Origin of the sequence: Pseudomonas sp. NFPP25 (assembly GCF_900116505.1) — a bacterium.
In the GTDB taxonomy this organism is placed as follows: Bacteria; Pseudomonadota; Gammaproteobacteria; order Pseudomonadales; family Pseudomonadaceae; genus Aquipseudomonas; species Aquipseudomonas protegens.
In genome coordinates this window covers 415,041-429,519 of the sequence record NZ_FPBG01000005.1, presented here as the reverse complement: position 1 = coordinate 429,519, position 14,479 = coordinate 415,041, and the positions used below count along the sequence as shown (strand labels likewise).

The following is a 14,479-nucleotide window of genomic DNA, read 5'->3' as shown; positions in this document are numbered from 1 at the left end:
AAACAACAATCATGGCCCACATTATGCTTTGATTCCTGCACAGATCCTTGGGTGTTACCGCAGGAAACAGGCATTTATATGACCGAACTTTATCCGAACAATGTGACTTTCGATGTGGCCATCGTCGGTGGCGGGGTCGTCGGTTGCGCCATGGCCCGGCGCTTCGCCCTCGAAGGCGCACGGGTGGTGCTGCTGGAAAAGGGCAGCGACATTCTCTCCGGCGCCAGCAAGGCCAACAGTGCCATCCTGCACACCGGCTTCGACGCCCCCAGTGGCAGCCTGGAACTGCAGTGCATGCAGGCCGGCTACCAGGAATACCTGGAAATCCACTCGGCCATGAACCTGCCACTGCTCAAGAGTGGCGCGCTGGTAGTGGCCTGGAACGCCGAGGACCAGGCCAGGCTGCCGGGGATCCTCGCCCAGGCCCAGGCCAATGGGGTAGACAACGTTCGCCTGCTGGAACGCAGCGAGATCCTCGCCCTGGAGCCGCACCTGGCCAATCACGCCGTGGGCGCGGTACTGGTGCCCGACGAGCACCTGATCGACCCCTGGTCCGCCCCCCTGGGTTACCTGCAGCAGGCCATGGCCCATGGCGCCCGCGTACAGTTGCAATGCGAGGTGCAGCAAGGCCAGTTCGATGGCGACGCCTGGACCCTGCACACCAACCGGGGCACCCTGCGCAGCGCTCAAGTGATCAACTGCGCCGGGCTGTTCGGCGACACCCTGGAACACAACCTGCTAGGCCACAGCGAATTTCGCATCATGCCGCGCAAGGGCCAGTTCGTGGTCTTCGACAAGGCCGCGGCCACACTGCTGGAGCGCATCGTCCTGCCGGTACCCAACGAGCGCACCAAGGGCATAGTCCTGACCCGCACGGTGTACGGCAACCTGCTGGTGGGCCCCACCGCCGAAGAGCAGGAGGACCGCGTGCATGCAGGGCTCGACGGCCCGACCCTGCAAAGCCTGATCGATGCCGCCGTGGAGCGGATTCCCGCCCTCGCCGGGATGCCGGTCACCGCCACCTACGCCGGGCTGCGCCCCGCCAGCGAAAAGAAGGAGTACCGGATCCAGGCCGACCACGCCCGGCACTGGATCACCGTCGGCGGCATCCGCTCCACCGGGCTCACCGCCGCCCTGGGTATTGCCCGGCATGTCTACGGCCTGTACAGCCAGCGCCGCCAGCACCAGCCGGTGCGCGAACCGGTCTGGCCACAGATGCCCAATCTGGCGGAGCACTTGCCCCGCGACTGGCAGCGCCCCGGCTATGGCGAAATCGTCTGCCATTGCGAACTGGTGACCCGGCGCGAAATAGAAAGCGCCCTGCACAGCCCCCTGCCACCTGGCGACCTGGGCGGGCTCAAGCGCCGCACCCGCGCCTGCATGGGCCGCTGCCAGGGTTTCTATTGCTCGGCCCAGGTCGCCGAACTCAGCGCCAGCCAACTGGCCGTCCCTCTTGCCACAGGTCGTTGCCATGAACAGCACTGAACTTCTTCAGGCCGAAGCGGCCATTATCGGCAGCGGCCCGGCGGGCCTGGCCGCGGCCATCGAACTGCGGCGCCAGGGTATCGGCCCGGTGATTGTCATCGAACGTGAAAGCGAAGCCGGCGGCATTCCCCGGCACTGTGCCCACCCGCCCTTCGGCATGCGCGAGTACCAGCGCCTTCTCAGCGGCCCGGCCTATGCCCGGCGCAATGTCAAAGCCGCGCTGAAAGCCGGCGTGATCCTGCTGCTGCGACACACGGTGGTCAGCCTGGAACCCGGCGGCCTGTTGCACCTGGCCACTCCAGACGGGCCACGGCAGATCCAGGCACAGAAGGTGCTGATCGCCACCGGCGCCCGGGAAACCCCGCGCTCGGCACGCCTGCTGTCCGGCGACCGCCCGGTGGGGGTGATCAACACCGGGGCCTTGCAGAACTTCCTCTATGTGCAGCACCTCAAGCCTTTCGAGCGGCCCCTGATCATCGGCACCGAACTGGTCAGCCTGTCTGCCGTGCTCAGTTGCCGACGCGCCGGTATCCGTCCGGTGGCGGTGCTGGAAGCCAATAAACGAGCCACCGCCCGCTGGCCGCTGTCGGTGTTCCCAAGGTTGCTGGGCATCCCCATGCACTTTGGCGCCGAGCTGCTGGCGATCAATGGGTGTGGCCGGGTGGAGTCGGCCCGGGTGCGCCTGGCCGACGGCCAGGTTCGCGACATTTCCTGCGACGGCGTGCTGCTCACCGGCCAGTTCACCCCGGAGTCGAGCCTGGTGCGCCTGAGCCACCTGCAACTGGACAATGGCAGCGGGGGGCCGAAGATCGACCAGTACGGCCGCTGTTCGGACCCGGCCTACTTTGCCGCCGGCAACCTGCTGCGGCCGATCGAGACGGCCGGCTGGTCCTACCGCGAAGGGCGGCGCATCGGCAGCCTGATGGCCCTGGCCCTGAGCGGCCAGCTACCCGATGCCAATGACGCCCTGACCCTGAAGTACGCCGCCCCGATCAAGCTCGGCGTGCCGGGCCGCCTGGTGCGCGGCGAACTGGCGGGCCTGGCGCACATCCAGTTGCGGGTCAGCCAGGCGGTCAGTGGCACCCTGCGGGTCCGCGCCCAGGGCCTGGAGCTCTGGAGCCGACCGGTCTCGGCACTGCCGGAACGGCGCCTGCTGATCCCCATCAAGGACCTGCACCTGCCGGAACATTTCGACCAACTGGACATCTGCATCGACCAGGCCGTCCCACAACAAGAGAAATGACCATGCGAATAGCCGCACTTGACCAGGGCACCACCAGCACCCGCGTACTGGTCGTGGACATGCAAGGCCGTGCCGATATCCAACTGGCGCTGCGCCACCAGCAGCATCACCCGCGCCCGGGCTGGGTCGAACACGACCCGCTGGAGCTGCTGGCCAACCTGCAACGCTGCCTGGAAGCCACCGGCCGGGTCGACGCCATCGGCCTGGCCAACCAGGGTGAAAGCTGCCTGGCCTGGGACGCCGTCAGTGGCGCGCCGCTGTCGCCGGTGATCGTCTGGCAGGACAACCGCAGCGCCGCGCGCATCGAAGAACTGCGCGCCAGCGGCGCCGAAGCCCTGACCCTGGAACGGGCCGGGCTGCCCCTGGATGCCTACTTCTCCGCCAGCAAGCTGGCCTGGATCGTCGACAACCTGCCGGCGGCACAGGCCGCCCTGAGTGCCGGCCGCCTGCGCCTGGGCACCACCGATGCCTACTTTCTCGATCGCCTGACCGGGGTCTACGCCACTGACATCACCACCGCCTCGCGCACCTCGCTGATGAATCTCGCCACCGGCCAGTGGGACCCGCAGTTGTGCCAGCTGTTCGGCGTGCCCATGCAGGCCCTGCCGGAAATCCGCGCCACGGTCGGCGACTTCGGACGCATCGGCCAGACCCCCATCAGCGCCTCGGTGGTCGACCAGCAAGCCTCGCTGTACGGTCACGGCTGCCGGGAGCCGGGGGACGCCAAGATCACCTTCGGCACCGGCGCCTTCGCCCTGACAGTCACAGGCGAACAGATCATTCGCGCCCCGGAGAAAGGCCTGCTGGCCACCGTCGCCTGGCAGGCCGACGGCAAACCGGTGTATGCCATGGACGGTGGCGTGTACGACGCCAGCGCCGCAGTGGAATGGGCCGGGCGCCTGGGCCTGTTCAGCGATTTCTCGGAACTGGCAGCCTTCGATCAGCCACCGGCGATTTCCCGCGAGCTGGCATTTGTCCCGGCCTTGTCCGGGCTTGCCTGCCCGCACTGGGACCGCAGTGCCGGGGCGGTGTGGATCGGCATGAACGCCGCCACCACTCGCCAGGACCTGTGCCAGGCGGTACTGGAAGGCGTGGCCCTGCGAAGCGCCGAAGTGATCACGGCGATGGACGATCACCTCAACGTCACCGACCAGTTGTCGATTGACGGCGGCCTGGCCCGCAGCCCGTATTTCGCCCAGTTCCTGGCCGATATCCTGCAACGCACCATCGTCACCCAGCGCTTCGACGAACTCACCGCCCTGGGCTGCGCCGCCCTCGCCGCCCGCGGCCTGGGGCTGGAGTTGCCAGAGCTGGACAACACCCGCACCGACTACCGGCCGCGTATCGATCGGGCCACGGCAGACGCCTGGCGCTGCACCTTCAGCGCCGCGGTCAAGCGCTCCCAGGGCTGGTCCCAGCCGCACTGAAACAGCCCGCCGGACATGGATGGCCGGCCCTTTCCTGCCGCACCTCGGGGCCCTTGCCCATCCGCCGCGCCTATTGGACACTGACGCGCCCGCTCGCGGCCAAGCGGCGGGCACATCAAGCGGTTGCTGGCGACTCAGACACACGGGACCACTGACTGCTGCGCGGGCACACGACCTGCCTGGCTGTGCTCATTAATGGATTAGCCAGGGTCTGTTACCGCTTGGTAACAGACCCTTAGTCGAGGATTTATGAAAGACGCAACGATTGCGCTGCACCATGGATTCAAGTCGGACCCGACCACCAAGGCCGTGGCCGTGCCCATCTACCAGAACGTCGCCTTCGAGTTCGACAACGCCCAGCACGGCGCTGATCTGTTCAACCTCGATGTGCCCGGCAACATCTACACCCGCATCATGAACCCCACCAACGATGTGCTGGAACAGCGCATGGCCGCCCTGGAAGGCGGGATCGCCGGGCTGGCGGTGGCCGCCGGCAGTGCCGCCATCCACTACGCGATCCAGACCCTGACCCAGGCTGGGGACAATATCGTCTCCACGCCCCAGCTGTACGGCGGCACCTACACCCTGTTCGCCCACCTGCTGCCAAGCTTCGGGGTCGAAGTACGCTTCGCCCGGGACGACTCCCCCGAGGCCATTGCCGAGCTGATCGACGACAAGACCAAGCTGGTGTACTGCGAGAGCATCGGCAACCCCGCGGGCAACATCGTCGATATCGAGGGCCTGGCCCAGGCCGCCCACGCCCGTAACGTGCCACTGATGGTGGACAACACCGTGGCCACGCCGATCCTGTGCAAGCCGATCCAGTTCGGCGCCGACATCGTGGTGCACTCGGTGACCAAGTACGTCGGTGGCCATGGCAACTCCCTGGGCGGGGTGATCGTCGACAGCGGCAACTTCCCCTGGGCCGACCACCCGCAGAAGTTCGCCAGCCTCAACACCCCGGAGCCGGCCTACCACGGCGTGGTCTACACCGAGAAGTTCGGCCCCGCCGCCTTTATCGCCCGGGCCCGCACCGTGCCGCTGCGCAACACCGGCGCAGCATTGGCGCCGATGAACGCCTTCCTGTTGCTGCAAGGCCTGGAAACCCTGGCCCTGCGCATGGAGCGCCACACCGACAACGCCCTCAAGGTGGCGCAGTTTCTCAAGGCCCACCCGCTGGTGGCCTGGGTCAGCTACGCCGGCCTGCCCGACCACCCGCACCATGAACTGGCGCGCAAATACATGCAGGGCAAGCCGTCGGCGATCCTCTCCTTCGGCCTCAAGGGCGGCTATGCCGCGGGCGTGCGCTTCTACGATGCGCTGCAGATCTTCAAGCGCCTGGTGAACATCGGCGACGCCAAGTCCCTGGCCTGCCACCCGGCGTCCACCACCCACCGGCAGATGAACGAAGAAGAACAGGCCAAGGCCGGGGTCAAGCCGGAGATGATCCGTCTCTCGGTGGGCATCGAGGCCATCGAAGACCTGCTCGAAGACCTGGACCAGGCACTGCAACAAGCCTGATCCCCGGCCCTGGCGTTCTGCGCCAGGGCCATTGCCTAGCGCGTTGGCACCCACGCCTCTCCCCTCTCCAGCCACCAGGACCCTTGATCACCCGCAAAGGAACCCGACATGATTGTGCGTTACGTCAAGATCACCATGACCCTGGCAGTGGCGGCCTTCGCCCTGCTGGTGGCCTACAACAACATCAGCGACTACGGTTCCAACTTCGCCTTTGTCCAGCACGTGCTGAGCATGGACAGCGTCTTCCCCGGCAACAGCGCCACCGACCGCGCCCTGACCTTGCCGCTGCTGTGGAATGCCGGTTACTGGCTGATCATCGCCGGCGAAGCCCTGACCGGCGCGCTGCTGGTGTTTGGCGCCCTGCGCCTGTGGCTGGCCCGGCACGGTGTCGCCAGCGACTTCAACCGCGCCAAACGCTGGGCCATCGCCGGTTTCTGCCTGGGCTTCTGCGTCTGGTTCTTCGGCTTCATGGTGGTTGGCGGCGAGTGGTTCATGATGTGGCAGTCCAAGGCCTGGAACGGCCAGGACGCGGCGTTCAAGTTCTACATGGCGATCCTTGGCGTACTGATATTCCTCAACCAGCCCGACACCGAGCTGCACTGACCCTGTAGCCGCTGCCGAGCCATGACGAGGCTGCGCAAAAGCCCGCAGGGCCTTGCGGTCCCTCCGAGCGCCCCTCGTTAGCAGCCTGCGGCAGCGGCTACGGGACGCGAAAAAAAACGGCCCGCTGCGGTGACGCAGCGGGCCGTTCTTCAGCGCCCCGGGGAATCAGGGCAGGATTTGCGCACTCAGTGGTTGAGCTTGAAATCCTTCTCGGCCGCTTCGAAGCGCTGGACCATGCCGGCGCTCGGCGTGCCCATCTTGCTCACCAGCAGGATCGCCAGGCTGGCGAAGATGAAGCCCGGGATGATTTCGTACAGGCCCAGCAGAGCGAAATGCTTCCACAGGATCACGGTGACGGCACCGACGATGATGCCGGCCAGCGCGCCGTCACGGGTCATGCCTTTCCAGATCACCGAAATCAGTACCACGGGGCCGAAGGCCGCGCCGAACCCGGCCCAGGCATAGCTCACCAGGCCCAGCACGCGGTTTTCCGGGTTGGCGGCCATGGCAATGGCGATCAGCGCCACCACCAGCACCATGGCGCGGCCGACCCACACCAGTTCCAACTGGGAGGCGTGCTTGCGCAGGAAGGCTTTGTAGAAGTCTTCAGTCAGGGCACTGGAGCACACCAGCAGCTGGCAGCTCAGGGTACTCATGACTGCCGCCAGGATGGCCGACAGCAGCACACCCGCGATCCATGGGTTGAACAGCAGCTTGGCCAGTTCGATGAACACCCGCTCAGGGTTTTCGGTCACAGGGCCGGCCACCTCAGGGTGCGCCGAGAAATAGGCGATACCGAAGAAGCCCACCGCCACGGTGCCGCCCAGGCACAGGATCATCCAGGTCATGGAGATGCGACGGGCCTTGGCAATCGACTTCACCGAGTCGGCGGCCATGAAGCGCGCCAGGATATGCGGCTGGCCGAAGTAGCCCAGGCCCCAGCCCATCAGCGAGATCACGCCGATGAAGGTGGTGTTCTTGAGCATGTCGAAGTTGGTCGGGTCCTTGGCTTCGATGGCCAGGAAGGTGGTGTCCACGCCACCGGTCGCCAGCAGCACGATGATCGGCGTCAGGATCAGAGCGAAGATCATCAGCGTGGCCTGGACGGTATCGGTCCAGCTCACTGCCAGGAAACCACCCACGAAGGTGTAGGCAATGGTTGCCGCCGCACCGGCCCACAGCGCTGTCTCGTAGGGCATGCCGAAAGTGCTTTCGAACAGGCGGGCACCGGCGACGATGCCGGAGGCGCAGTAGATGGTGAAGAACACCAGGATCACCACCGCAGAGATGATCCGCAGCAGGCCGCTCTTGTCTTCAAAGCGGCTGGAGAAGTAGTCCGGCAGGGTCAGCGCGTCACCGTTGTGTTCGGTCTGCACCCGCAGGCGGCCGGCCACGAACAGCCAGTTGAGGTAGGCACCGACGATCAGGCCGATGGCGATCCAGCTTTCCGAAAGACCGGACATGTAGATGGCGCCCGGCAGGCCCATCAGCAGCCAGCCACTCATGTCGGAAGCACCGGCGGAAAGCGCGGTGACCACGCTGCCGAGGCTGCGGCCGCCAAGAATGTAGTCGGAAAGGTTGTTGGTGGAGCGATAGGCCATGAAGCCGATCAGCACCATTGCCGCGATGTAGATCACGAAGGTGATCAAGGTTGGATTGCTTGCACTCATTGAGTTACGCCCTGGCTTTGTTTTTATGGTGCGGCGGCCACTGCCACCCGCCGCCAAACGATGACGCTTGGGAGACGATCAGGCGGGCCGCGCATTTATGACTGATGTTTCCCCAGGAAAGCCATCAGCCGATGAACCAGTCCTGCAGGACGGTTGCACCTTGGCCGCGAATCCTATGCAACAAGACGAACAAGGTGCAACCAATTTGCGCCGAATCAGTTGCACCTTGTCCAAAAACTGGTCGTTGACGACGCTTTTGCTCCTTTTTGGAGCAAAAAATGGCGTTTTCAGAAGTAAAGGCACCAGTAGGAGGCAAGCCACTCCATGCAGGAATTTTATTCCTGACAAGCTGCTTCTTTTTCCAGCTAAAAATGGGTTGCACCCGGTTGCACCTATTGCGGTGCGCGGATAATCTTGCCGCCAGCTGATGCCACACGTGCGTGGCAAACATGAGGATAAAAATATGGCTACCACCACCCTCGGGGTCAAACTCGACGACCCTACCCGCGAGCGCCTCAAGGCCGCCGCGGCCTCGATCGATCGTACGCCGCACTGGCTGATCAAGCAGGCGATTTTCAATTACCTGGAAAAACTCGAGGGTGGTGCAACCCTGACCGAGCTGAGCAGTGCCACCGCCAAAGACGGCGAGGATGCCGGCGAGGTACAGACCGATCACGCTCACCAATGCTTCCTGGAGTTCGCCGAAAGCATTCTCCCGCAGTCGGTGCTGCGCGCCTCGATCACCGCCGCCTACCGCCGCCCGGAACCGGAAGTGGTGCCGATGCTGCTGGAGCAGGCGCGCTTGCCGGCCGCCACCGCCGAAGCCGCAAACAAGCTGGCCGCCTCGATCGCCGAGAAGCTGCGCAACCAGAAGAGCGCCGGCGGCCGTGCCGGTATCGTCCAGGGCCTGCTGCAGGAGTTCTCCCTGTCGTCCCAGGAAGGCGTGGCACTGATGTGCCTGGCCGAAGCCCTGCTGCGCATCCCGGACAAGGGCACCCGTGACGCGCTGATCCGCGACAAGATCAGCACCGGCAACTGGCAGCCGCACCTGGGCAACAGCCCATCGCTGTTCGTCAACGCCGCCACCTGGGGCCTGCTGCTCACCGGCAAGCTGGTGTCGACCCACAACGAGGCCGGCCTGACCTCCTCCCTGAGCCGCATCATCGGCAAGAGCGGCGAGCCGATGATCCGCAAGGGCGTGGACATGGCCATGCGCTTGATGGGCGAACAGTTCGTCACCGGCGAAACCATCGCCGAAGCCCTGGCCAACGCCAGCAAGTTCGAAGCCAAGGGCTTCCGCTATTCCTACGACATGCTCGGCGAAGCCGCACTGACCGAGCACGACGCACAGAAGTACCTCGCGTCCTACGAGCAGGCCATCCACTCCATCGGCAAGGCCTCCCACGGTCGCGGCATCTATGAAGGCCCGGGCATCTCCATCAAGCTCTCGGCCCTGCACCCGCGCTACAGCCGCGCCCAGTACGAGCGCGTGATGGAAGAGCTGTACCCGCGCCTGCTGTCCCTGACCCTGCTGGCCAAGCAGTACGACATCGGCCTGAACATCGACGCCGAGGAAGCCGACCGCCTGGAGCTGTCCCTGGACCTGCTGGAGCGCCTGTGCTTCGAGCCGCAACTGACCGGCTGGAACGGTATCGGCTTCGTGATCCAGGCCTACCAGAAGCGCTGCCCGTACGTGATCGACTATGTCATCGATCTGGCCCGTCGCAGCCGTCACCGCCTGATGATCCGCCTGGTGAAAGGCGCCTACTGGGACAGCGAGATCAAGCGCGCCCAGGTCGAAGGCCTGGAAGGCTATCCGGTCTACACCCGCAAGGTGTACACCGACGTTTCCTACATCGCCTGCGCACGCAAGCTGCTGTCGGTGCCGGAAGTCATCTACCCGCAATTTGCTACCCACAACGCCCACACCCTGTCGGCGATCTACCACATTGCCGGTCAGAACTATTACCCCGGCCAGTACGAGTTCCAGTGCCTGCACGGCATGGGCGAACCGCTGTACGAGCAAGTGGTGGGCAAGGTTGCCGAGGGCAAGCTGAACCGTCCGTGCCGCGTGTACGCACCCGTCGGCACTCACGAAACCCTGCTGGCCTACCTGGTACGCCGGCTGCTGGAAAACGGCGCCAACACCTCGTTCGTCAACCGTATCGCCGACCAGTCGATCTCGATCCAGGAACTGGTGGCCGATCCGGTGACCCAGATCGAACAGATGGCCACCCTGGAAGGCGGCTTCGGCCTGCCGCACCCGCGCATTCCATTGCCGCGTGACCTGTATGGCGCCGAGCGGGCCAACTCCGCCGGCATCGACATGGCCAACGAACACCGCCTGGCGTCGCTGTCCTGCGCACTGCTGGCCACCGCCCACAACAACTGGAAAGCCGCACCGATGCTCGGTTGCGCCGCCAGCAGCGAAACCCCGGCGCCGGTACTCAACCCGTCGGATCATCGCGATGTGGTGGGCCATGTCCAGGAAGCCACGGTGGAAGACGTCGACAACGCCATCCAGTGCGCCCTCAACGCCGCACCGATCTGGCAGGCCACGCCGCCGGCCGAACGCGCTGCAATCCTGGAACGCGCCGCCGACCTGATGGAAGGCGAGATCCAGCCGCTGATGGGCCTGCTGGCCCGCGAAGCCGGCAAGACCTTCGCCAACGCCATCGCCGAAGTGCGTGAAGCCGTGGACTTCCTGCGTTACTACGCGGTGCAGGCCCGCAACGACTTCAGCAACGACGCCCACCGTCCGCTGGGTCCTGTGGTGTGCATCAGCCCATGGAACTTCCCGCTGGCGATCTTCAGTGGCCAGGTCGCCGCAGCCTTGGCTGCCGGCAACCCGGTCCTGGCCAAGCCGGCCGAACAGACTCCGCTGGTAGCCGCCCAGGCCGTACGCCTGCTGCTCGAAGCCGGGATTCCCGAAGGCGTGCTGCAACTGCTGCCGGGCCAGGGCGAAAGCGTCGGTGCCCGCCTGGTGGGTGACGAGCGCGTCAAGGGCGTGATGTTCACCGGCTCCACTGAAGTTGCGCGCCTGCTGCAACGCAACATCGCCGGGCGCCTGGACAACCAGGGCCGGCCGATCCCGCTGATCGCCGAAACCGGCGGCCAGAACGCGATGATCGTCGACTCCTCGGCCCTGACCGAACAGGTGGTCATCGACGTGGTGTCCTCGGCCTTCGACAGTGCCGGCCAGCGTTGCTCGGCCCTGCGCGTGCTGTGCCTGCAGGAAGATTCCGCCGACCGCGTGATCGAAATGCTCAAGGGCGCCATGGCCGAAAACCGCCTGGGCAACCCTGAGCGCCTGTCGGTGGACATCGGCCCGGTGATCGATGCCGAAGCCAAGGCCGGCATCGAGAAGCACATCCAGGCCATGCGCGACAAAGGTCGCAACGTGTACCAGATGGCCATCGCCGACGGCGAAGAATGCAAGCGCGGCACCTTTGTCATGCCGACCCTGATCGAGCTGGAAAGCTTCGACGAGCTGCAGCGCGAGATCTTCGGTCCGGTGCTGCACGTGGTGCGCTACAAGCGCAAGGAAATCGACCAGCTGATCGCCCAGATCAACGCTTCCGGCTACGGCCTGACCCTGGGCGTGCACACCCGGATCGACGAGACCATCGCCAAGGTGGTGGACAACGTCCACGCCGGTAACGTCTACGTCAACCGCAACATCGTCGGTGCCGTGGTCGGCGTGCAGCCGTTCGGCGGCGAAGGCCTGTCGGGCACCGGCCCGAAAGCCGGCGGCCCGCTGTACCTGTACCGCCTGCTGTCGACCCGCCCGGTGGATGCCATCGAGCAGTCCTTTGCCCGTGGCGACGCCGAGAACGCCCCGGACCTGCGCCTGCGCGAAGTCCTCAGCAAGCCGTTGAACGCCCTGCAAGCCTGGGCCGAGAGCAGCAAGCTGGCGGAACTGGCGATCCTGTGCAAACAGTTCGCCGGCCAGTCCCAGAGCGGCATCACCCGGCAGTTGACCGGCCCTACCGGCGAGCGCAACAGCTACGCCATCCTGCCCCGCGAGCACGTCCTGTGCCTGGCGGAGGTCGAGGGTGACCTGCTGACCCAACTGGCAGCCGTGCTGGCCGTCGGTGGCTCGGCGGTGTGGCCGGAAAGCGAGATCAGCAAGGCGCTGTTCGCCCGCTTGCCGAAGGAAGTCCAGGCACGCATCCAGCGCGTGGCCGACTGGAGCAAGGACGAAGTGGTATTCGACGCCGTCCTGCACCACGGTGATTCCGACCAGCTGCGCAGCGTCTGCCAGCAGGTGGCCCAGCGTGCCGGAGCCATTGTTGGCGTCCAGGGTCTGTCCCAGGGCGAGACCGCGATTGCCCTGGAGCGCCTGGTGATCGAGCGCGCCCTGAGCGTCAACACCGCAGCGGCCGGCGGCAACGCCAGCCTGATGACCATCGGCTGATCGCCGAAGGTTCTGCTGCATCGATGGGCGCCCTGACCGGCGCCCATTTTTTTGCCCGTCCTCTGTAGGAGCCGGCTTGCCGGCGAAGAGGCCCTTGAGCCCTGCATCACCCTCCCATGACGCCTTCGCGGGCGAGCCCGCTCCTGCAGAAGCCGACGCCTATTGAGGTTTTTTGGGCTTTGCATCACCGAAATCAATCTTGCTATCCAGCCTTCATTCACGCGCCTAGACTCGGCCCATTCCCTATCCCACAGGTATGCCGCCATGTCCGAGACGCTGCTCAGTTCCCGCAATCTGGCCTTCGAACTGTATGAGGTACTCGACGCCGAGGGCCTGACCCAGCGCGAGCGGTTTGCCGAGCACAACCGGGAAACCTTCGACGCCGCCCTGGGCACCGCCCGCAGCATCGCCGAGAAGTTCTTCGCCCCGCACAACCGCAAGGGCGATGAGCACGAGCCACGCTACGAAGACGGCCAGGCGGTGCTGATCCCCGAAGTGAAACCGGCGGTGGATGCGTTCCTCGAAGCCGGCTTCCTGAATGCCGCCCGCAGTTTCGAGGCCGGCGGCATGCAACTGCCAACCCTGCTGTCCCAGGCCTGCTTCGCCCACTTCCAGGCGGCCAACGCGGCCTCGACCTCCTACCCGTTCCTGACCATGGGCGCCGCCAACCTGATCGAGAGCTTCGGCACCGAAGAACAGAAACAACGCTTCCTGCAGCCGATGATCGACGGTCGCTTCTTCGGCACCATGGCCCTGACCGAGCCCCATGCCGGCTCGTCGCTATCGGATATCCGCACCCGTGCCGAACCGGCCGCCGACGGCAGCTACCGGCTCAAGGGCAACAAGATCTTCATTTCCGGCGGCGACCACCCGCTGTCGGAAAACATCGTGCACATGGTCCTGGCCAAGCTGCCGGACGCGCCGCCCGGGGTGAAGGGCATTTCGCTGTTTATCGTGCCCAAGTTCCTGGTCAACGACGACGGCAGCCTGGGGCCGCGCAACGATGTGCTGCTGGCCGGGCTGTTCCACAAGATGGGCTGGCGCGGCACCACCTCCACCGCGCTGAACTTCGGCGATAACGGCCAGTGCGTGGGGTATCTGGTGGGCAAGCCCCATCACGGCCTGAGCTACATGTTCCAGATGATGAACGAGGCACGGATCGGCGTCGGCATGGGTGCGGTGATGCTCGGCTACGCCGGCTACCTGTACTCCCTGGAATACGCCCGCGAACGCCCGCAAGGTCGCCTGCCGGACAGCAAGGACCCGAGCACCGCGCCGGTGGCGATCATCCAGCACGCCGATGTGCGGCGCATGCTGCTGACCCAGAAGGCCTACGTCGAAGGCGCCTTCGACCTGGGGCTATACGCGGCGCGGCTGTTTGACGACACCACCACCCTGGCCGATGCGGCCGAGCGCCAGCAGGCCCACGAACTGCTGGACTTGCTGACCCCGATCGTCAAGTCCTGGCCTTCAGAGTTCTGCCTGAAGGCCAACGAACTGGCGATCCAGATTCTCGGCGGCCACGGCTATACCCGGGAGTACCCGGTGGAGCAGTACTACCGCGACAACCGCCTGAACCCGATTCACGAAGGCACCCACGGCATCCAGTCCCTGGACCTGCTGGGACGCAAGCTGGCGCAGAACGGCGGCGCCGGGCTCAAGCACCTGGTACGCCTGATTGCCGAGACCGGCGAGCGGGCCCGCGCCCATCAATCACTGAACGCCCTGCGCCTGCCCCTGGAACAACTGGTAACGCGCCTGCAAAACGTGACGCTGGGGTTGCTGGGTGACCTGGCCAGCGGCAAGGTCACCGGCACCCTGGCCAACTCGGCGCTGTATCTGAAAGCCTTCGGCCATGCGGTGATCGGCTGGCGCTGGCTGGAACAGGCCATCCGGGCCGAGGAAGGACTGGCGCGAGCAGTGGCGGCGGATCGGGATTTCTACCTGGGCAAGTTGCAGGCCGCGCGCTACTTCCTGACCTGGGAAGTGCCAGGCTGCCAGCACGAGCTGGCACTGCTGGAAGCGCGGGACGATACCTGCCTGAGCATGCAGGACGCCTGGTTCTGAGGCCACCCAGGAGCCGGCTGCCGACGAAGGCGCCCGGCCTGACGCA

9 protein-coding genes are annotated in these 14,479 nt (G+C 65.5%); 7 read left to right on the top strand and 2 right to left on the bottom strand.

Annotated elements, in window-relative coordinates; all coding sequences use genetic code 11:
• The first annotated feature begins 78 nt into the window (after positions 1–78).
• The 5 genes from BM382_RS21900 (at position 79) to BM382_RS21880 (ending at position 6,279) form a co-directional block, all read left to right on the top strand.
• Entirely contained in the window at positions 79–1,485 is a 1,407-nt protein-coding gene (locus BM382_RS21900; protein ID WP_015633904.1) for an NAD(P)/FAD-dependent oxidoreductase, read from the top strand.
• A complete protein-coding gene (locus BM382_RS21895) occupies positions 1,472–2,728 on the top strand; it encodes an NAD(P)/FAD-dependent oxidoreductase (protein WP_072443887.1) in 1,257 nt (418 codons plus the stop codon). Before BM382_RS21900 ends, BM382_RS21895 begins: the two co-directional genes overlap by 14 nt.
• Positions 2,729–2,730: 2 nt before the next feature.
• The gene (locus tag BM382_RS21890) at positions 2,731–4,155 is read left to right on the top strand and encodes a glycerol kinase (protein WP_011058872.1); all 1,425 of its coding nucleotides are present in this window, start codon (positions 2,731–2,733) and stop codon (positions 4,153–4,155) included.
• A 249-nt stretch (positions 4,156–4,404) separates the two neighbouring features.
• Complete coding sequence (locus tag BM382_RS21885) at positions 4,405–5,676, top strand: O-acetylhomoserine aminocarboxypropyltransferase/cysteine synthase family protein (RefSeq protein WP_019093026.1); 1,272 nt, start codon at positions 4,405–4,407, stop codon at positions 5,674–5,676.
• 108 nt (positions 5,677–5,784) lie between these two features.
• Positions 5,785–6,279 carry a DUF2165 family protein gene (locus tag BM382_RS21880; protein WP_011058870.1) on the top strand — a complete coding sequence of 165 codons (495 nt, stop codon included), beginning with the start codon at positions 5,785–5,787 and terminating at the stop codon, positions 6,277–6,279.
• A gap of 185 nt (positions 6,280–6,464) precedes the next feature.
• Here the strand turns inward: BM382_RS21880 and putP are convergent, their stop codons facing one another.
• Both putP and BM382_RS31690 read right to left on the bottom strand, forming a co-directional pair.
• The gene (gene putP / locus BM382_RS21875; protein WP_011058869.1) at positions 6,465–7,949 is read right to left on the bottom strand and encodes a sodium/proline symporter PutP; all 1,485 of its coding nucleotides are present in this window, start codon (positions 7,947–7,949) and stop codon (positions 6,465–6,467) included.
• Between the two features lie 124 nt (positions 7,950–8,073).
• A complete protein-coding gene (locus BM382_RS31690) occupies positions 8,074–8,331 on the bottom strand; it encodes a hypothetical protein (RefSeq protein WP_125063653.1) in 258 nt (85 codons plus the stop codon).
• Between the two features lie 81 nt (positions 8,332–8,412).
• On the opposite strand from BM382_RS31690, the gene putA reads away from it, so the two are divergent.
• On the top strand, positions 8,413–12,366 hold the full coding sequence (gene putA / locus BM382_RS21870) for a trifunctional transcriptional regulator/proline dehydrogenase/L-glutamate gamma-semialdehyde dehydrogenase (protein WP_015633899.1): 3,954 nt from the start codon (positions 8,413–8,415) through the stop codon (positions 12,364–12,366).
• Between the two features lie 264 nt (positions 12,367–12,630).
• A complete protein-coding gene (locus BM382_RS21865; RefSeq protein WP_072443885.1) occupies positions 12,631–14,433 on the top strand; it encodes an acyl-CoA dehydrogenase in 1,803 nt (600 codons plus the stop codon).
• Positions 14,434–14,479 lie beyond the last annotated feature (46 nt).